This window comes from Streptomyces sp. NPDC002104 (genome assembly GCF_053593795.1).
In genome coordinates this window covers 73,902-92,239 of sequence record NZ_JBSFDF010000034.1, presented here as the reverse complement: position 1 = coordinate 92,239, position 18,338 = coordinate 73,902, and the positions used below count along the sequence as shown (strand labels likewise).

General features: G+C 73.7%; 13 protein-coding genes and 1 riboswitch. Of the genes, 6 read left to right on the top strand and 7 right to left on the bottom strand.

The genetic code is table 11. From position 1 onward, the window contains the following. Window positions 1-137 precede the first annotated feature (137 nt). On the top strand, window positions 138-1,376 hold the full coding sequence (locus ACWCP2_RS25930; protein WP_450910983.1) for a GNAT family N-acetyltransferase: 1,239 nt from the start codon (window positions 138-140) through the stop codon (window positions 1,374-1,376). Window positions 1,377-1,437: 61 nt separating this feature from the next. Here the strand turns inward: ACWCP2_RS25930 and ACWCP2_RS25925 are convergent, their stop codons facing one another. Next, window positions 1,438-3,657: a terpene synthase family protein gene (locus tag ACWCP2_RS25925; protein WP_450910982.1), complete on the bottom strand. Its 2,220-nt coding sequence runs from the start codon at window positions 3,655-3,657 to the stop codon at window positions 1,438-1,440. Between the two features lie 263 nt (window positions 3,658-3,920). Beyond that, window positions 3,921-4,658 carry a type I 3-dehydroquinate dehydratase gene (gene aroD, locus ACWCP2_RS25920; RefSeq protein ID WP_450910981.1) on the bottom strand — a complete coding sequence of 246 codons (738 nt, stop codon included), beginning with the start codon at window positions 4,656-4,658 and terminating at the stop codon, window positions 3,921-3,923. A gap of 220 nt (window positions 4,659-4,878) precedes the next feature. Between aroD and ACWCP2_RS25915 the strand changes: the two genes are divergently transcribed. Beyond that, window positions 4,879-5,097, top strand: coding sequence for a hypothetical protein (locus tag ACWCP2_RS25915; protein ID WP_450910980.1), 219 nt, complete (start codon window positions 4,879-4,881; stop codon window positions 5,095-5,097). 27 nt (window positions 5,098-5,124) lie between these two features. Here ACWCP2_RS25915 and ACWCP2_RS25910 read toward each other — a convergent pair whose 3' ends face one another. Continuing rightward, on the bottom strand, window positions 5,125-5,598 hold the full coding sequence (locus ACWCP2_RS25910; protein WP_450910979.1) for a hemerythrin domain-containing protein: 474 nt from the start codon (window positions 5,596-5,598) through the stop codon (window positions 5,125-5,127). A gap of 29 nt (window positions 5,599-5,627) precedes the next feature. Next, the gene (gene cobN / locus ACWCP2_RS25905; protein WP_450910978.1) at window positions 5,628-9,245 is read right to left on the bottom strand and encodes a cobaltochelatase subunit CobN; all 3,618 of its coding nucleotides are present in this window, start codon (window positions 9,243-9,245) and stop codon (window positions 5,628-5,630) included. A 53-nt stretch (window positions 9,246-9,298) separates the two neighbouring features. Next, window positions 9,299-9,401: riboswitch (cobalamin riboswitch) on the bottom strand. A gap of 563 nt (window positions 9,402-9,964) precedes the next feature. Here cobN and ACWCP2_RS25900 point away from each other — a divergent pair. Genes ACWCP2_RS25900 through ACWCP2_RS25890 form a run of 3 tightly spaced genes read left to right on the top strand, consistent with a single transcriptional unit; the run spans window position 9,965 to window position 13,445 of the window. After that, window positions 9,965-11,317, top strand: coding sequence for a cobalamin biosynthesis protein CobG (locus ACWCP2_RS25900; protein ID WP_450910977.1), 1,353 nt, complete (start codon window positions 9,965-9,967; stop codon window positions 11,315-11,317). Beyond that, entirely contained in the window at window positions 11,314-11,961 is a 648-nt protein-coding gene (locus ACWCP2_RS25895) for a precorrin-8X methylmutase (protein WP_450910976.1), read from the top strand. The genes ACWCP2_RS25900 and ACWCP2_RS25895 overlap by 4 nt, the downstream gene beginning before the upstream one ends. Next, a complete protein-coding gene (locus tag ACWCP2_RS25890; RefSeq protein WP_450910975.1) occupies window positions 11,958-13,445 on the top strand; it encodes a precorrin-2 C(20)-methyltransferase in 1,488 nt (495 codons plus the stop codon). The genes ACWCP2_RS25895 and ACWCP2_RS25890 overlap by 4 nt, the downstream gene beginning before the upstream one ends. Before the next feature lie 268 nt (window positions 13,446-13,713). On the opposite strand, the gene ACWCP2_RS25885 is transcribed toward ACWCP2_RS25890, so the two are convergent. The 3 genes from ACWCP2_RS25885 to cbiE are packed head-to-tail and all read right to left on the bottom strand — an operon-like array spanning window position 13,714 to window position 16,575. Continuing rightward, window positions 13,714-14,478, bottom strand: coding sequence for a cobalt-precorrin-6A reductase (locus tag ACWCP2_RS25885; protein WP_450910974.1), 765 nt, complete (start codon window positions 14,476-14,478; stop codon window positions 13,714-13,716). Next, entirely contained in the window at window positions 14,468-15,217 is a 750-nt protein-coding gene (cobM, locus tag ACWCP2_RS25880) for a precorrin-4 C(11)-methyltransferase (protein WP_450910973.1), read from the bottom strand. Before cobM ends, ACWCP2_RS25885 begins: the two co-directional genes overlap by 11 nt. Then, entirely contained in the window at window positions 15,214-16,575 is a 1,362-nt protein-coding gene (gene cbiE / locus ACWCP2_RS25875; RefSeq protein WP_450910972.1) for a precorrin-6y C5,15-methyltransferase (decarboxylating) subunit CbiE, read from the bottom strand. The genes cobM and cbiE overlap by 4 nt, the downstream gene beginning before the upstream one ends. A gap of 198 nt (window positions 16,576-16,773) precedes the next feature. Here cbiE and ACWCP2_RS25870 point away from each other — a divergent pair, with 198 nt between their 5' ends. Continuing rightward, window positions 16,774-18,333, top strand: a complete 1,560-nt coding sequence (locus tag ACWCP2_RS25870) for an MFS transporter (RefSeq protein WP_450910971.1) — start codon at window positions 16,774-16,776, stop codon at window positions 18,331-18,333. Window positions 18,334-18,338 lie beyond the last annotated feature (5 nt).

Here is an 18,338-nt window from a genome sequence, read left to right as displayed (position 1 = left end):
TTCAGCGCTGCCGTGGTTTAGCTGGGTGTGGACGGGGCGCCCCCCCGCGGGGTCGCGCCCTTTCGTGATTCCGGCCGCGGCCGGAATCCATCCCTTATGAAGTGACTGGTCCACGATGACCGATTAGTCTCCGGATCATGGTGGAGATCCGCGAGGTGCCCGAGGCCGACATCGACCGTGCTCTGGAGCTCGCGTACCTGGTCTTCCACGACCGGCCCGAGAAGGAGGGGCGCGAGCGGCACCACGAGCTGCTCCGCCCCTGCCTGCGGATCGGGGCCTACGACGGCGGTGCGCTCGTCGGATTCATGGCCGCGCACGCGTTGCGGCTCTCGGTGCCGGGGGCGGACCTGCCCTGCCCCGGGCTGACCTTCGTCTCCGTCGCCCCCACCCACCGCCGGCGCGGCGTACTGACCGCCCTGATGGCCGACATGCTGCGCCGCGCGCGGTCGGCCGGCAGCCCCGTCGCCGCCCTGTGGGCCTCCGAGGCCGCCATCTACGGGCGCTTCGGCTACGGCAGCGCCACCCAGGGCGTCACCGTCGAGATCGACTCCACCCGGCCGCTGGCCCTGCGCATCGACGCCGACCGCAGGCCGCTGAGGCTGGTCGCCCCCGAGGACGCGCTCGCGGTGGTGGGCCCGTACCACGAGGCGGCCCGCGCGGTCCGGGGCGGGCGGCCCACCCGCAGCGAGCGGCGCTGGACCGAGGAGTGGCTCGCCGAACAGGACGAGGAGGACGAGGAGCTCAGCCCGCCCCGGATCATCGTCCTGGGGGAGCCGGGCGAACCGATCGCGGGCTACGTCCTCTACCGCACGAAGCCCGAGGACACCACCGGGGGCACCCGGACCCCGGGCCTGGTCCGGGTCGACGAGCTGGAGGCCGACACCCCGCGGGCCGCCGCCGCCCTGTGGGAGTGCGTGGCCTCCCTCGACCTCACCGGCCGGGTCAGCGCGTGGGGCCGACCGGCCGACGACCCGCTGCTGCACTTCGCCGCCGACCGCGACCAGGTCCGGGTCACCTCCGTGTTCCCGGCGCTCTGGCTGCGGCTGGTCGACGTCGGGGCGGCGCTGACCGGCCGGTCGTGGGCCGCGCCCGTGGAACTCGTACTGGAACTGACCGACGTACGGCTGCCGGCGAACGCCGGGCGGTTCCTGCTGAAGGCCGGCCCGGACGGGGCGGCGTACGAGCCCGCCGCCGCGGGCCGCGCCCCGGACCTGACCCTGGACGTACGGGAACTAGCGGCCTGCTACCTCGGCGGGACCCGGGCCGTCGAACTGGCCGCGGCGGCCCTGCTGGTCGAGCACACCCCCGGCGCGGCGGCGGCCCTGGACGCGGGGCTGCGCACCGCGCTGCTCCCGCACACGGCGGACGAGTTCTGACGCGTCCGACGACTCCCGGAGGACCCGCGGCGGGGAGGACGGTCCCCGCCGCGGATCCGGCTCAGGGGGTGGGCAGGGAGATGCGGGCCGCCGCCATGCCGAAGCCGGAGGTCAGGACCCCGGTGGAGATCCCGTCGCCCAGGCGGTGCAGCTCCTCCTCGCGGTAACGGACCGTCTTCTCGTGCCAGTTCAGGATTCCGGCCAGCCAGTCCTTCAACTCGCCCACGTACGCGTCGAGTCCGGCCCGGGCCCCGGCGTCCAGCTGCCAGTCCTCGTAGAGCAGCGGCAGCTGGTGGGCCACGATGTGCTCGAACTCCTCGGTGCGCTGGGTCATCAGCGAGTGGCAGATGTGCAGCGCCTCCTCGTACCCGATGTCGAAGAAGTTGCGGGTGACGAGCACGTAGTTGTGCACCTCGCCCTCGACCTCCACCTCCTTCTGGTACGAGAAGATGTCGTTCATCAGGCACGCGGAGTCGGCGGCCGCGTTCTCCAGGGAGCGGATCGTGCCCGAGGCGTAGATGTCCTCGGGGATGCCCCGGCCCGCCTGGCCCAGCCGGCACAGGTACATCGTCAGGTGCGAGCCGAAGGTGTGGCGCCGCATCTCCGCGTAGTCCACCGGGTCGGGGATCCGGTTCTGGATCTGGTTCTCGACCTCCCACAGCCAGCTGTGCAGCATGCTCACGAGGGTGGCCCGGAACTCGGCCCGGACCCCGGGGCTCATGTCCTGGCTGGTGCGCACCCACAGATCGCCGAGGGACCGCTCCATCGCGGTCAGCCCCACCGGCTGCTCCGCGTGGTCCACCGGGATCATGGCGACGAGCCGCGCGGTGGTGGCCTTGGCGGCGGGGAGGTTCTTGGGCTGGGCGAAGACCACCGGGTAGTAGTCGTCCCCGTACGTGCCCCAGGTCAGCCAGCAGGCGTTGAGGGTCAGGGCCTCGGGGGTGGCGTCCGGGTCGAGCCCCGCGGAGCAGAGCGCGAAGTCGTAGCCGCGCAGCCGCTCCTCGTTCCAGATCGCCGAACCGGCGTCGCCGGGCTGCGGGTCGATCAGGCCCATCTCCCGGGCCCAGGCCACGGATTCCTCGCGCGCGCGGGCGTGGTGCGGGCTGAGTGTGAGCGGGAACGGCATGTAGACGTCCGGGACGACCGACGGGCCGGTGCGCTCGAAGGGGACGTGGGTGAAGGAGCGCCGGCGCAGTTCCAGGGCGCGGGGGGCGAGGAGGGAGCGGAGGTCCAGGGCGGTGGTGCCGAGCCCCGTGGGCATGAAGGGGAGGGTGAGCGGGGCGGTGGCCCGGGCCTCCTTGTTCATGTAGCGGCTGGAGACCATGTGCCACTCGTGGCCGCCGGACTGCCAGTCCTGGAGGCCCTTGGCGTAGGCGAGGACGGCGGCGATCTCCGCCGGGTCCATGGCGTGGTCGGCGAAGAGCTGGGGGAGTTCGGTGAGGGCGGTCTGCTCGAACTGCTGGAGCCGGGAGGTGAGGAGGTCGTTGGAGGCCTCGGCGGCCTCCTGGGTGGTGCAGCCGAGGAAGGTCTCCAGCACCAGGATGGCGTTGGAGAGTTCGCCCTCCTCGGAGACCTCGCGCTGGTAGGAGAAGATGTCGTTCCTGATGTGCACGGCGTCGGAGAAGGAATCGCGCAGCACGCCGAGGGGGCGGGAGTGCGCGACGCGGGCGGGGACCTCGGCGGACACGTACTCGATGAGTCCGGCCGACCAGGGCGCTCCGCCGACCTTGCGGCGCATCTCGATGTATTCGAGGGGGTTGGAGACCCGCCCGATGTTGATGTTGGCGAGTTCCCACATCGACTCGTCGAGCAGGTTCTTGGTGGAGAGGGAGAACCGTTCCCGCCAGTCCATCGACATGGCCGGGACGGTACGGGCCCACAGGTCGGCGAGTCCGGCCTCGACGGGGTTGGTCGCCTCCGGGAACCCGTCCGCCAGGTCCATCGGCATGAAGGCGCCGAGCCGGTCGAGGTAGGCCTTGGCGCCCGCGCGGTCCTGGGAGCGTTTGAACATCTCCAGGAAGTGGTCGTCGAAGAAGAACACCCACACGTACCAGTCGGTGACCAGGGACAGGGCCTCGCTGCCGCAGTCGGGGTGGGTGTACGAGCAGAGCAGGGCGTAGTCGTGCGAGTCGAGGTCGCTCTCCTCCCAGACGCCGGAACCTTCCAGCATCCCGAAGGCGCGGGCCCACTTCTTGGTGTGGGTCCTGGCGTCCTCCAGGTGGGGGTTCAGTCGCGCCGGATAAGGCACGTAGAAATCCGGCAGTTGGAACGGCTGCGTCACGGCAGGGTGGGCCTTTCGTCTGACGGTCTCGTCGGGTCCACACGAGATCAGCAGGGCCCTACCCCGGGTGCCGGTCGGATAAGGGGGAGTTCACTTCATCAGGTGACGTGCGCGCCGTTCTGTGACGGATGGGGCCGGTGACCTGTAGAGGGGTGGGGGAGGTGCGGCCGGGAAGGGGTCCTCGCGGTCTTCGCGGTCCCCGCGGACCTCGCGGTCCCCGCGGTCCCCGCCGTCGAACGCGGTCCCCTCCCCGGCGCCGGGACTCAGGCCCCGGCGGACTTCCGCTCGTCGAACGCCGGGTAGAACTTGCGCAGCAGCCCGAAGGTCTCGGGGAAGTCGAGCTGGCCCGGGGCGGAGCTGGCACCGAAGAAGGAGTACGTGATCCGCGACCCGAGGGCGGGGAAGAAGACGCGTGAGACCGCCCCGGCCGCGCCCATGGCGATGACGATCAGGCGGGTGTCCTCGGCTCCGGCGCGCAGCAGCAGGGAGGCCAGCCGCCGGACGTCGTCCTCGGAGCGCACCATGGTGGACACCTTGACCACGTCGGCGCCGGCGTTCTTCGCGTCGTCGATGACGGTCTGGAGTTCCCCGGTGGCCGGGGTGAATTCGAAATTGTGATAGGAGACGAGCGCCACGGTGTCGTTCCGGTGGGCGGCCTCGATCACCTCGGAGAGGATTTCCGAGGAGGAGAGCTCGATGTCCACGGCGTCGACCTGGGGGGCGAGCGCGCGGAAGAGTTCGAGCCGCTGCGCCTCCGTGCCCTTCCACTCGCCGCCCTCGCGGGCCGAGCGGATGGTGGCCAGTACGGGAAGCGCCTTGAACGCGTCGACCTGCGCCAGGACATGGGCGGTGCCGGTCTCCGCGTACCGGTCGACGCGCAGTTCGGCCACGTCGACGCCGGCGCTCTGCGCGGCGTGCGCGAGCGGCTCGGTCCCGCTGTCGTCGAAGCTGACGGCCACCAGCGGAATCCCGCCGTCGAGAAGCGCCCGCAGTGAATTCATTTCTTGGTCACAGCCTTTTCGATTCCGATTTCCGACGCGAAGCACAGGGGAACGGGGCGGATTATACGTGGAATCGGTAAGGCCGAGGGGGGCTGCCCGCCCCTTGGCCGGACGGGTGACCGGCGCGCCCAAGGTGCTGGTGTCGCACCCCGGCATGCTTGTCCGATTGTTCTAGGTTTGTCCCATCAGTTCATACTTTCGAGCTCCGGGAGAGAGACTCATGGCGATCGACCTCGAGAAGGTGCTGGACAAGGCGTGGGCCGACAAGCCGCTCGCCGAGGTGCTCGCGGCGCCGGTGGCCGCGCTCAAGGGCGTCACCGACAAGGACGGCGAGCTGCTGCTGGAGGCCTTCGGGGTGAAGACCGTCGCCGATTTCGGCCAGCTGAAGTACGCGCGCTGGGCCCAGGCCCTGGTGGCGCTGAACCAGACCTCGAAGTAGGACGGAACACCGCCGGGACGCACCCGGCTACCCGGCGGGCCTCAGCTCCCCGTCGGGGTGGGCCGCGCGCCAGGCCTTGATGGACAGGTCCCAGTCGTCGCCCGTCAGGGCGGTGAGGGACGCGGGGAAGAGGCCGTCCTCCTCCTTCGCGATGTGGTGGTGGAGCTCCTCCACCGCCCGGCGCAGGGCCGCCGTGTCCGCCGGGTCCGACAGATCGGCGCCGGCGAGGAACGCCGCCAGTTCGCGGTGCTCCCCGACCAGCGCCGCGATGTACGGGGCGTACTCCGGGTCCTGCTCCATGGCGGCGAACAGGCCGTCCTCCTCGCCCTTCCAGTGGGCGAGGAGGACGGCCGTCATCTCCGCGACGAGGGCGCGCGCCCTCGGGAGGTCCCCCGCGTCCAGGGCGCGCAGCGCGTCGCCCGCGGCGTCGGTCACCGCCTCGTGCTCGGCGATGAACTCCTTGATCAGGGGGATCTCGCGGCAGCCGCAGTAATGGCACATGCGGCCAGTCTGAACTGGCCGGCGTCCGGTCAGTCGCTTTCGCCCTCGAGGTTGCCCTCTGTGTCCAGGTACACCTGGCGCAGCGCCTCCAGGACCTGCGGGTCCGGCTTCTCCCACATGCCGCGGGACTCGGCCTCCAGCAGCCGCTCCGCGATCCCGTGCAGGGCCCAGGGGTTGGCCTCCTCCAGGAAGGCGCGGTTCTCCGGGTCCAGGACGTACGTCTCGGTCAGCTTGTCGTACATCCAGTCGGCCACCACGCCGGTCGTGGCGTCGTAGCCGAAGAGGTAGTCGACCGTGGCCGCCAGCTCGAAGGCACCCTTGTAACCGTGGCGGCGCATCGCCTCGATCCACTTCGGGTTGACCACGCGGGCACGGAAGACGCGGGAGGTCTCCTCGACCAGCGTGCGCGTCTTGACCGTCTCGGGCCGGGTCGAGTCGCCGATGTACGCCTCGGGGGCCGTGCCGCGCAGGGCGCGGACGGTGGCCACCATGCCGCCGTGGTACTGGAAGTAGTCGTCGGAGTCGGCGATGTCGTGCTCACGGGTGTCGGTGTTCTTCGCCGCGACCGTGATCCGCTTGTAGGCGGTCTCCATCTCCTCGCGCGCCGCGCGCCCTTCCAGGCCCCGGCCGTACGCGTACCCGCCCCACACCGTGTAGACCTCCGCGAGGTCGGCGTCGGTGCGCCAGTCGCGGGAGTCGATCAGCTGCAGGATGCCGGCGCCGTACGTGCCCGGGCGCGAGCCGAAGATGCGGGTGGTGGCCCGCCGCTCGTCCCCGTGCACCGCCAGGTCGGCCTGCGCGTGGGCCCGTACGAAGTTGTCCTGCGCCGGCTCCTCCAGCGAGGCCGCCAGCCGTACGGCGTCATCCAGCAGGCCGATGACGTGCGGGAACGCGTCACGGAAGAAGCCCGAGATGCGCAGGGTCACATCGATGCGCGGACGGCCCAGCTCCGCGAGCGGGATCGGCTCCAGGCCGGTGACGCGGCGCGAGGCCTCGTCCCAGACCGGGCGGACACCGAGCAGCGCCATGGCCTCGGCCACGTCGTCGCCCGAGGTGCGCATCGCGCTGGTGCCCCACAGGGACAGGCCCACCGACGCGGGCCATTCGCCGTTGTCCGTGCGGTAGCGGGTCAGCAGGGAGTCCGCCAGCGCCTGGCCGGTCTCCCACGCCAGGCGGGAGGGGACGGCCTTCGGGTCCACCGAGTAGAAGTTGCGGCCGGTCGGCAGCACGTTGACCAGGCCGCGCAGCGGGGAGCCGGACGGGCCCGCCGGGACGAAGGCGCCGTCCAGGGCGCTGACCACGTGGGCGATCTCGTCGGTGGTGCCGGCCAGGCGCGGGACGACCTCTCGGGCCGCGAAGTCCAGTACGGCCGCGACCTCCGCCGAGTGGCCGGCGGCGGCCGAAGCCACCGCCTCCGGGGCCCAGTTCGCGTCCTCCATCGCCTGGACCAGCGCGCGGGCCGTCTCCTCCGCCTCGTCGGCGCTGGTGCGGGTGGCCGCGGACTCGTCCAGGCCGAGCGCCTCGCGCAGACCCGGCAGGGCCGTCGTACCGCCCCAGATCTGGCGGGCGCGCAGGATGGCCAGGACCAGGTTGACGCGGGCGTCACCGGTCGGGGCGCCGCCCAGGACGTGCAGGCCGTCGCGGATCTGGGCGTCCTTGATCTCGCACAGCCAGCCGTCGACGTGCAGCAGGAAGTCGTCGAAGCCGTCGTCGTCGGGACGCTGCTCCAGACCCAGGTCGTGGTCGAGCTTCGCGGCCTGGATCAGCGTCCAGATCTGCGCGCGGATGGCCGGCAGCTTCGCCGGGTCCATCGCGGAGATCTGGGCGTACTCGTCGAGGTGCTGCTCCAGGCGCGCGATGTCGCCGTACGACTCCGCGCGCGCCATCGGCGGCACCAGGTGGTCGACGAGGGTGGCGTGCACCCGGCGCTTGGCCTGGGTGCCCTCGCCCGGGTCGTTGACCAGGAACGGGTAGATCAGGGGCAGGTCGCCGAGCGCGGCGTCGGGGGCGCAGGACGCCGACAGGCCGGCGTTCTTGCCCGGCAGCCACTCCAGGTTGCCGTGCTTGCCCAGGTGGATCATCGCGTCGGCGCCGAAACCGCCGTCCTCGGCGCGGGCCTGAATCCAGCGGTACGCGGCCAGGTAGTGGTGCGAGGGCGGCAGGTCCGGGTCGTGGTAGATCGCGATCGGGTTCTCGCCGAAGCCGCGCGGCGGCTGGATGAGGACGAGCAGGTTGCCGCGGCGCAGGGCGGCCAGCACGATGTCGCCCTCGGGATTGGCCGAGCGGTCCACGAACATGCTGCCCGGGGCCTTGCCCCAGTGCTCGTTGACGCTGTCGCGCAGGTCCGCCGGGAGCTCGGCGAACCAGCGCTTGTAGTCGGCCGCCGGGATCCGGACGGGGTTGCGGGCGAGCTGCTCCTCGGTGAGCCAGTCCTGGTCGTGGCCGCCGGCCTCGATCAGGGCGCGGATCAGCTCGTCGCCGTCGCCGGACACCAGGCCCGGGACGTCCTCGACGGGACCGAAGTCGTACCCGCCCGCGATGAGCGTGCGCAGCAGCTCCACGGCGCTGGCCGGGGTGTCCAGGCCGACCGCGTTGCCGATGCGGGAGTGCTTGGTCGGGTACGCGGACAGGACCAGGGCGATCTTCTTGTCGCGGCGCTCGATGTGGCGCAGGCGTGCGTGGCGCACGGCGATGCCGGCCACGCGGGCGGCCCGCTCGGGGTCGGCGACGTAGGCCGGCAGTCCGTCCTCGTCCAGCTCCTTGAAGGAGAAGGGGACGGTGATCAGGCGGCCGTCGAACTCCGGGACGGCGACCTGGGTGGCGGCGTCGAGGGGGGACAGGCCCTCGTCGTTCGCCTCCCAGGCGGAGCGGGAACCGGTCAGGCACAGGGCCTGCAGGATCGGTACGCCGAGGGCGGCCAGGGCGCCCGCGTCCCAGGACTCGTCGTCACCGCCGGCGGAGGCGGTGGCGGGCTTCGTGCCGCCGGCCGCCAGGACCGTGGTGACGATCGCGTCGGCGGACGCGAGCTGCGCGATCAGCTCCGGCTCCGGGGAGCGCAGGGAGGAGACGTACAGGGGCAGCGCCTGCGCGCCGTGGGCCTCGATCGCCTCGGAGAGGGTGTGCACGAAGGCGGTGTTGCCGCTCATCTGGTGCGCGCGGTAGTAGAGCACCGCGATCCGCGGGCCCTCGGTGCGCTGCGGGGCGCGCTCCAGCGGGCCCCACGTGGGGGAGGCCGCCGGGGGCTCGAAGCCGTGGCCGGTCAGCAGCACGGTGTCGGAGAGGAAGCGGGCGAGCTGGTCCAGGTTGGCGGGGCCGCCGTGGGCGAGGTAGCCGTGCGCCTCGGCGGCGATGCCGATCGGGACGGTCGAGGCCTCCATCAGCTGGGCGTCGGGGGCCTGTTCGCCGGTCAGGACGACCACCGGGCGGGTCTGGCCGGGGGCCAGGAGCAGGTCGAGGCCCTCCTGCCAGGCGCGCAGGCCGCCGAGGAGGCGTACGACGACCAGGGTGACGCCGTCGAGCAGACCGGGGAGGTCGTCGAGGGGAAGGCGGGAGGGGTTGGCGAACCGGTACGGGACGGGAGCGTCCCCCGCGTTCGCCGCGCGGGCGCTGAGCAGATCGGTGTCGGACGTCGACAGCAGCAGGATCATGCGGCGGCAGGCCTTCCTCGGGGTTTCCGCGCCCCGGGCAGTGAGGACGGCGGGAGTTCCTGACTCATCCGGTGCGGCCGGGGCCGCGCGGATTCACAGTGGCGGGACCGCGCCGGATTCGCACCGGGCTTCCTCCCATGTCGCCGTCCTCGGCGATGGCGGGCCTGTTGGCCGCCTGGGACTCATCCTAGGGGGCCCGGTCCCCGGCCGGGAGCGGGGGCCCTCCGGGGGCACGGCAGCCCCGGGCGCGGCCCCGCCGCCGGGGGCGCGGCCCCCGCGGTCCCGCTCCTCGAGGGCCGGAGGGGGCGGATTCCCCGACGCCCCGGGCCCCTTCGGCCGTCCGGCGTTCGAGGGCCGGGGTCCGGGGCGGAGCACCGGGGGTCCGGGTGCAGCCCAGGGGTCCGGGTGCAGCCCGGGGGTCCGGGTGCAGCCCGGGGGTCCCGTCCGGCCTGGCCGGTGCTGGTGGCCGGGGCGGAGGCCGGCTGGGGTCCCCCCGGACGGAGCCCGGGGGATGGCGGAAGGGCGGGTAGGGGACTTCGGCCCCGCTCGGCGGCACGCGGGGGTCCGGGCCGGTTCGGGCGGGGCACGGGAGGCTCGGGTGGGGCCCGGGCCGTGGTCGGGGAGGCGGGGTGGGGGCTGGATTCGGGCGGGCTTCAGGCTGGAACGGGGTGGTGTGGGCCACAGGGGGCGGGCGCAGAATCGTGGGTATGCTCGCCGCCATGCCCACGCCCCCCTCCGCCACCGTGCGGGACGAACCCGTCATACGGGATCGCGGCGACGCCTGCCCCGGCGCGCTGCGCCTGCATGCCGCCGACGACGGGTACCTGGCGCGGGTCCGGCTCCCGGGAGGTCTGCTGACCGCCCGGCAGGCCTCCGTGCTGGCGCTGGCCGCCGACCGCTTCGGCGACGGGCACCTGGAGCTCACCTCGCGCGGCAACGTCCAGCTGCGCGGGCTCGCCGAAGGGTGCGGTGCGGGGCTGGCGGAGCTGCTCGACGGGGCCGGGCTGCTGCCCGCCCCCGGCCACGAGCGGGTACGGAACATCGTGGCGACCCCGCTGTCCGGGCTCCTGGGCTCCGAGCGGCCCCATGTGACGCCCTGGGTCGGCGAGTTGGACCGGCTGCTGTGCGCGAGCACCCGGGCGACGGCCCTGTCCGGCCGGTTCCTGTTCGCCGTCGACGACGGGCGCGGAGACGTCGCCGCGCTCGACCCCGATGTCACCGTGCTCGGCGGACCGCGGGGCCGGGCCCTGGTCCGGCTGGGCGCGGCCCCGGGCGCCGTAGAGGTGGACGCCGCCGACGCACCGCGGGCGGCGCTGCTCGCCGCCGAGTACTTCCTGGACTCCGCGGACGCCGCCGGTACCCGCGCCTGGCGGGTGTCCGAACTGCCCGCCGAACACGCCCTGGGGACCCGGGAGTTCGCGGCCCGGCTCGGGGCGGCGGGCATCGCCGCGGCCGTCGTTCCCGTCGTGGCCTGGCCGTACGCGCCGCAGCCCCAGCCCTGGGGCGCCGGTGCCGGTGCCGGTGCCGACGCCGGTGACCGGGCGCCGCTGTGCGTCCTGCCCCCGCTCGGACGGCTCACCGCCGGCCAGTGGCGGCTCCTGGTGAGCGTCGCGGCCGCCGGGGAGGACGACGGCGAGCTGCGGATCACCCCCTGGCGGAGCATCGTCCTGCCCCGCGCGAGCATCCGGCGGCCGGTCGACGGCTACGCGCGGCTCGTGGCCGCCGGCCTGTCCGTGGCGCCCGACGGCCCCTGGGAGTCCGTCACCGCCTGTACCGGGCAGCCGGGTTGCGCCAAAGCGCTGTCCGACGTACGCGCCGACGCGCGGGCCGCAGTGGACGCCGGAGGTGCGGACGGCGGGGCGCCGCAGGCCGGGCCCGGCGGCGTGCCCGTGCACTGGTCCGGGTGCGAGCGCCGGTGCGGGCACCCGCGCGGCACCGCCTGGGTCGACCTCGTCGCCACCCCCGACGGATACCGGCTCGACGGCCGCCCCGTGCCGTCCCACGAACTTGCCCAGGCCGTCGCCGACGCGCGCAGCCAACCCCGAGTGTCCGAAGACGCAGTGAAGAAATGAGCGAGTACACCGTGTTCGAGTACGAGAAGGACGGCGCCGAGATCTACCGCCAGTCCTTTGCCACGATCCGCGCCGAGGCGGACCTTTCCGGGCTGCCCGCCTCGGTCGCCCAGGTCGCGGTGCGCATGATTCACGCCTGCGGCATGACCGACCTCACCCGGGACCTGGGGTACACGCCCGAGGTCGTCCTGCGGGCGCGCGCCGCCCTGGAGGCCGGTGCGCCGATCCTGTGCGACGTGCAGATGGTCGCCAGCGGGGTCACCCGCAAGCGGCTGCCCGCCGACAACCAGGTGATCTGCACCCTCTCCGACCCGGCCGTGCCGGAACTCGCCGCGAAGATGGGCACGACGCGCAGCGCCGCCGCCCTCGAAGTCTGGCGGGACCGGGGCCTGTTGGAGGGATCGGTGATCGCCGTCGGGAACGCGCCGACCGCGCTCTTCCGGCTGCTGGAGATGATCGAGGAGGGCGCCCCGCGCCCCGCCGCGGTCATCGGTGTCCCCGTCGGATTCATCGGCGCCGCCGAGTCCAAGGACGCCCTCGCCGAACACCCCTCCGCACTCGACCACTTGATCGTCCGGGGCCGGCGCGGCGGCAGCGCCATGGCCGCGGCCGCGATCAACGCCATCGCGAGCGTGGCCGAATGAGCGCCGGACGGCTTTACGGAGTGGGGCTCGGGCCCGGCGACCCCTCGCTGATGACGCTGCGCGCCGTCGAGGTCATCGCGGAGGCCGACGTGGTCGCGTACCACTCGGCCCGCCACGGCCGCTCGATCGCCCGCTCCATCGCCGCGAAGCACCTGCGCGCGGACCACGTCGAGGAGCCGCTGGTCTACCCGGTCACCACCGAGACCACCGACCACCCCGGCGGCTACCAGGGCGCGATGGAGGAGTTCTACGAGGTCTCCGCCGCCCGGCTCGCCGCCCACCTCGACGCCGGCCGCACCGTGGCCGTGCTCGCGGAGGGCGACCCGCTCTTCTACAGCTCGTACATGCACATGCACAAGCGGCTCTCCGGCCGGTACGAGACCGAGGTGATCCCCGGGGTCACCTCGGTGAGCGCCGCGGCCGCCCGGCTCGGCATGCCGCTCGTGGAGGGCGAGGAGGTGCTGACGATCCTGCCCGGCACCCTGTCCGAGGAGGAGCTCACGGCCCGCCTCGCCGCCACCGACTCGGCGGTCGTGATGAAGCTCGGCCGCACCTTCCCCGCCATCCGGCGGGCCATGGAGAACAGCGGCCGGCTCGCGGAGGCGCGCTACGTGGAGCGCGCCACGATGGCGGGGGAGCGGACCGGGGTGCTGGCGGACACCGACCCCGAATCCGTCCCCTACTTCGCCGTCGCCGTGGTGCCCAGCCGGATCGGGAACCCGGGCAGCGTGCCGTCCGGCCCCGGCGAGGTCGCCGTCGTCGGCACCGGCCCGGCCGGGCCGCTGTGGCTGACCGCCGAGACGCGGCGGGTACTGGCCGACGCCGAGGTGCTGGTCGGGTACACGACGTACCTGGACCGGGTCCCGGTCAAGCCGGGTCAGATCCGGCACGGCTCGGACAACAAGGTGGAGTCGGAGCGCGCGGAGTTCGCGCTCGACCTCGCACGGCGGGGGAAGCGGGTCGCCGTGGTCTCCGGCGGTGACCCCGGCGTCTTCGCGATGGCCACCGCCGTCCTGGAGGTCGCGGGGCAGCCGGAGTACAAGGACGTGCCCGTACGGGTCCTGCCCGGGGTGACGGCCGCCAACGCGGCGGCCGCCGCGGCCGGGGCCCCGCTGGGCCACGACTACGCGACCATCTCCCTCTCCGACCGGCTCAAGCCCTGGGAGGTCATCGCGGAGCGGCTGCGTGCGGCCGCCGCGGCGGATCTCGTACTGGCCCTGTACAACCCGGGCTCGCGGAGCCGGAACTGGCAGGTGGCGCAGGCCCGCGAACTGCTCCTGGAGCTGCGCGCACCGCAGACGCCGGTGGTCGTCGCGCGTGATGTGGGCGGGCCCGAGCAGTCGGTCCGGATCGTCACGCTGGGCGAACTGGAGCCGTCCGAGGTGGACATGCGGACGATTTTGTTGATCGGCTCGTCCCAGACCCAGGTCACGGAGCGACCGGACGGGTCGCGGGTGACCTGGACGCCGCGGCGCTACGGCTGACGCCGGCCGGCTCGACTGGTGAGGCCCGCCTCCCCGGGCTCCGTCCCGGGCGGGTGGGGGCCGGGCCGCGGGGCCCCGGGCCGGGTACGGGTGGGTTGGCCCTGCGGGGCTGGGTCCCCTGCCCGCCCTTCCACCGTTCCCCGGGCGCTGCCCGGACCCGTTGCCGCGTGCGGCGCCGTTGCCGGGGGCCTGCCCCCGGACCCCCGCTCCTCGAACGCCGCAGGGGCTGGATGGTGCCGGGGTCCGAGGCGCGGGGCCGGGCGGGGCCTCAGAGGGACAGCCAGGCCAGGGCTTCATCCACCGACGGGGTCTGCTGGACGCCGTTCGGGATCGGGGGGCGCCGGACCACCAGGACCGGGACGCCCGCCTCGCGGGCTGCGGCGAGTTTGGGGGCGGTGGCCGAGCCGCCGCTGTCCTTGGTGACCAGGAGGTCGATGCGGTGGCGGGAGAGGAGCTGCCGCTCGTCCGCAAGGGTGAACGGGCCCCGGGCCAGGAGGACTTCCAGGCGCGGCGGGACCGGACCCGCCGGCGGATCCACCGAACGCACCAGGAACCAGGGCTCCGTGAGGTGCGCGAAGGCGTTCAGGCCCATGCGGCCGGTCGTCAGGAAGGCGCGGGTGCCCAGGGCGGGGAGGCGGGCGGCCGCCTCCGTGAGGGAGTCCGTGAAGTGCCAGTCGTCCCCGGGGCCGGGCGACCAGCCCGGACGGCGCAGGGCGAGCAGGGGGACGCCCGAAAGGGCCGCCGCCTGCGCCGCGTTGAAGCTCATCCGCTCCGCGAACGGGTGCGTGGCGTCGACCAGGTGCGTGACCCCGTGTGCGGTGATCCAGGCCGCCAGCCCGCCGGGACCGCCGAAGCCGCCGATGCGGGTCCCGCCGGGCGGGAGCACCGGCGCGGCGACCCGGCCGGCCAGGGAGGTGGTCACCCGGGGAGAGCCCGGGGCGGCGGCCAGCGCCTCCGCGAGGCGGCGGGCCTCCGTGGTGCCGCCGAGGATCAGGACGTGGGGACCCGCGCCGGCGGCCGGATCAGCAGGCATGCCGGTCGCGCTCGGCGGAGTACAGGTGACTGTCGCGGAACTGCTCGGCGCCCAGCGTGCGGCCGACCAGGATGACGGCCGTGCGGACCAGTCCGGCCTCCTTCACCTGGGCGGCGATGTCGGCCAGCGTTCCGCGCAGGATCAGCTCGTCGGGGCGGCTGGCCATCGCGACCACCGCCGCCGGGCACTCGGCCCCGTAATGCGGCAGGAGTTCGTCCACGACCCGGTCCACGTAGCGGGTGGCCAGGTGGAGGACGAGGAGCGCCCCGCTGCGGCCCAGCGTGGCGAGGTCCTCGCCGGGCGGCATCGGCGTGGCCTGCTGGGAGACGCGGGTCAGGATCACGGTCTGGCCGACGGTGGGGACGGTCAGCTCCCGCTTCAGCGCGGCGGCCGCCGCGGCGAAGGCGGGGACGCCGGGGACGACCTCGTAGGGGATGCCGGCCGCGTCGAGCCGCCGCATCTGCTCCGCCACGGCGCTGAAGACGGACGGGTCGCCGGAGTGGAGCCGGGCCACGTCCTGGCCCGCCGCGTGGGCGCGTACGCACTCGGCGACGATCTCGTCCAGGTTCAGCTGCGCGGTGTCGATCAGGCGGGCGTCCGGCGGGCATTCGGCGAGCAGCTCGCGCGGGACCAGGCTGCCCGCGTACAGGCAGACGGGGGCGGCGGCCAGGGTCCGGGCGCCGCGCACCGTGATCAGGTCGGCGGCGCCGGGGCCCGCACCGATGAAGTACACGGTCATATCGTCTGGTCCACCATTTCGGGGTCGGGCTGGTCGGCCTGGTCGGGCTGGGCGAGCTGGGCGGGCTGGGCGGGCTGGTCGGGCTGGGCGAGCTGATCGGGCTCGGAGTGCTCGTGGGGCGGGTACGGCTTGGTGACCGTCCACTGGGTGACGGGCATCGCCTGGCGCCAGCCGGTGAAACCGCCGACCGGTACGGCGTGCGCGACGGCCAGTTTGACGAGTTCGCCGCCGTGGCGGCGGTAGCGGTCGGTGAGGACCGCCTCCGACTCCAGGGTGACGGTGTTGACCACGAGCCGGCCGCCGGGTCCCAGGGCCTCCCAGGCCGCGTCGAGCAGGCCCGGCGCGGTCAGGCCGCCGCCGATGAACACCGCGTCGGGGGCGGGCAGTCCGGCGAGCGCGCCGGGTGCCGAGCCGGTGACCACGCGCAGGCCGGGCACGCCGAGCGCGGCCGCGTTACGGGTGATCCGCGCGGCCCGCTCCGTCACCCGCTCCACGGTCACCGCCCGGCAGGAGGGGTGCGTACGCATCCACTCGATGCCGATGGAGCCGGAGCCGCCGCCGATGTCCCACAGGAGTTCGCCGGGGGCCGGGGCGAGGGCGCACAGGGTGGCGGCGCGGACGTGGCGCTTGGTGAGCTGGCCGTCGTGCTCGTAGGCGGCGTCGGGCAGACCGGGGGTCGCGCCGAGCCGGGGGACTTCGGTACGCGGGTCGCGGCGGCAGTCGACGGCGACCACGTTGAGGGGGTCGCCCGCCGGGTGGTCCCAGCTCTGGGCGAGGCCCTCGTACGTGTCCTCGTGCTCGGAGCCGAGCTGTTCCAGGACGCGCATCCGGCTGCGGCCGAAGCCCCGCTCTCGAAGCAGAGCGGCGATCTCGTTCGGGGTCAGTGCTCCGGCGCTCAGCACCAGGACCCGGCGGCCCTCGTACAGCGCGGCCGCGAGCCGGGCCACGGGGCGGCCGACCACGGTGACCACCTCGGTGTCCTCCACCGGCCAGCCGAGGCGGGCGCAGGCGTAGGACACGGAGGAGGGGTGCGGCAGCACGTGCAGGGCGCCCGGGCCGAGTTCCTCGGACAGGGCGCGGCCGATCCCGTAGAACATCGGGTCGCCGCTGGCCAGCACCGCGATGCGGAGTCCCGCGTGCTCCGCCATCAGCTTGGGCACGGCCGGGCGCAGCGGGCTGGGCCACGCCACGCGGGCGCCGCCGCACTCCCCGGCCGGGAGCAGGTCCAGCTGCCGGGGCCCGCCGATCAGCACCTCCGCCCCGGCCAGCGCGGCCCGGCCGGGCGCGGTGAGCCCGCCCCAGCCGTCTGCGCCGAGGCCGACGACCGACACGGGTACGGGGGGCGGTGCGGAGCTCACTGGGTGGACCTCGGGGTACGGGAAGCGGGTGGACCCGCAGCCTACTGGGCCCGCCCCGCGCCCCCGGCGGGCGGGGGCGGCGCTCCCGGGCACCGGAACGGTGTGATCCACATCGCATTCGGCCGTCCGGATCGTTTGCGGGCACGACGACCGCGCAGAAGGGATGGCTGGAACACCCACCGAGGAAAGGACCGGCCCATGGTGGCCCCCCATCCCCCGCAGGTGGCCGATCCCGAAGCGGTCAAGCGCCATCCCGTTCTCTTCCGTGCCGTCAGGCAGCGCCGGAATCCCCGACTCCGCCGGACGGACATCACCGTCACGGACGAGGCGACGGTCATGCGCGCCGTCAAGGCGGCCTCGCTCGGAAACGCCATGGAGTGGTTCGACTTCGGCATCTACTCCTACCTGGCCGTCACCCTCGGACACGTCTTCTTCCCGTCCGGGAACGACGCCACGCAGCTGCTGTCCTCGTTCGCCACCTTCGCCGTGGCCTTCCTGGTCCGGCCGCTGGGCGGGATGTTCTTCGGCCCGATGGGCGACCGCCTCGGCCGCAAGCGGATCCTCGCGCTCACCATGATCATGATGGCGGTGGGCACCTTCGCGATCGGGCTCATCCCCTCGCACGACGCGATCGGCCTGTGGGCCCCCGCCCTGCTGATCCTGTTCCGCATGGTCCAGGGCTTCTCGACCGGCGGTGAGTACGGCGGCGCCTCCACCTTCATCGCCGAGTACGCCCCCGACAAGCGCCGCGGGTTCTTCGGCAGCTTCCTGGAGTTCGGCACCCTGGCCGGGTACGTCGGCGCGGCCGGCCTCGTCACCACGCTGTACGCCGTGCTCGACGACGGCCAGATGGAGACCTGGGGCTGGCGCGTCCCCTTCCTCGTCGCCGGGCCGCTGGGCCTGGTCGGCCTGTACCTGCGGCTGCGCCTGGACGAGACCCCCGCCTTCCAGCGGCTGGAGGGCGGCAAGGCGCTCGCCCCGCAGGCCGCCCACGCCGCGGACACCCCGGACCTCGCGCACGCCCCGCAGGCCGCGCACGCCCCGCACGCTGCGGGCACCGCGGAGACCAGCACCAAGGGCGACCTCGCGACGATCTTCCGCGACTACTGGCCGACGCTGGTCCTGTGCGTCTGCCTGGTCGGCGCGTACAACATCAACGTCTACCTGGTGCTGTCGTACCTGCCGACCTACCTGTCCGACGAGCTGGGCTACAGCGAGACCCACGGCCTGCTCGTCCTGCTGGGCATGATGGTCCTCCTGATGCTGGTGATCAGCCGGGTCGGCAAGCTCTCCGACCGCTTCGGCCGCAAGCCGGTGCTGATGACGGGCATGGCGGGGTTCTTCCTGCTCTCCCTGCCCGCGTTCCTGCTGATCCGCCAGGGCGGGGTCCTCACGGTCGGGCTGGGCATGCTGGCGCTGGGGCTGTCGCTCGTCTGCATGCTCGCGACGATGTCCGCCGCCCTGCCCGCCCTGTTCCCGACGCGGGTCCGGTACGGCTCCCTGTCGGTCGGCTACAACCTGTCGACCTCGCTCTTCGGCGGGACGACCCCGCTGGTGGTCACCGCCCTGATCGGCTGGAGCGGCTCGAACCTGATGCCCGCCTACTACTCGATGGGGGCGGCGCTGGTCGGCATCATCGCGGTGGCCTGCATGAAGGAGACCGCGCGCCTGCCGCTCGACGGTTCCCCTCCCTCCGTCGAGACGAAGGAGGAGGCCGCGGAGCTGTGCGCGGCCCAGTCCCCGGACCCGAAGTTCTGAACCGT

What these genes read in the sequence shown, in the direction of transcription:
- ACWCP2_RS25930 (WP_450910983.1), top strand. Translation starts at nt 138, where the DNA reads ATGGTGGAGATCCGCGAGGTGCCCGAGGCCGACATCGACCGTGCTCTG.
- aroD (WP_450910981.1), bottom strand. Translation starts at nt 4,658, where the DNA reads ATGAATTCACTGCGGGCGCTTCTCGACGGCGGGATTCCGCTGGTGGCC.
- ACWCP2_RS25915 (WP_450910980.1), top strand. Translation starts at nt 4,879, where the DNA reads ATGGCGATCGACCTCGAGAAGGTGCTGGACAAGGCGTGGGCCGACAAG.
- ACWCP2_RS25910 (WP_450910979.1), bottom strand. Translation starts at nt 5,598, where the DNA reads ATGTGCCATTACTGCGGCTGCCGCGAGATCCCCCTGATCAAGGAGTTC.
- cobN (WP_450910978.1), bottom strand. Translation starts at nt 9,245, where the DNA reads ATGATCCTGCTGCTGTCGACGTCCGACACCGATCTGCTCAGCGCCCGC.
- ACWCP2_RS25900 (WP_450910977.1), top strand. Translation starts at nt 9,965, where the DNA reads ATGCCCACGCCCCCCTCCGCCACCGTGCGGGACGAACCCGTCATACGG.
- ACWCP2_RS25895 (WP_450910976.1), top strand. Translation starts at nt 11,314, where the DNA reads ATGAGCGAGTACACCGTGTTCGAGTACGAGAAGGACGGCGCCGAGATC.
- ACWCP2_RS25890 (WP_450910975.1), top strand. Translation starts at nt 11,958, where the DNA reads ATGAGCGCCGGACGGCTTTACGGAGTGGGGCTCGGGCCCGGCGACCCC.
- ACWCP2_RS25885 (WP_450910974.1), bottom strand. Translation starts at nt 14,478, where the DNA reads ATGCCTGCTGATCCGGCCGCCGGCGCGGGTCCCCACGTCCTGATCCTC.
- cobM (WP_450910973.1), bottom strand. Translation starts at nt 15,217, where the DNA reads ATGACCGTGTACTTCATCGGTGCGGGCCCCGGCGCCGCCGACCTGATC.
- ACWCP2_RS25870 (WP_450910971.1), top strand. Translation starts at nt 16,774, where the DNA reads ATGGTGGCCCCCCATCCCCCGCAGGTGGCCGATCCCGAAGCGGTCAAG.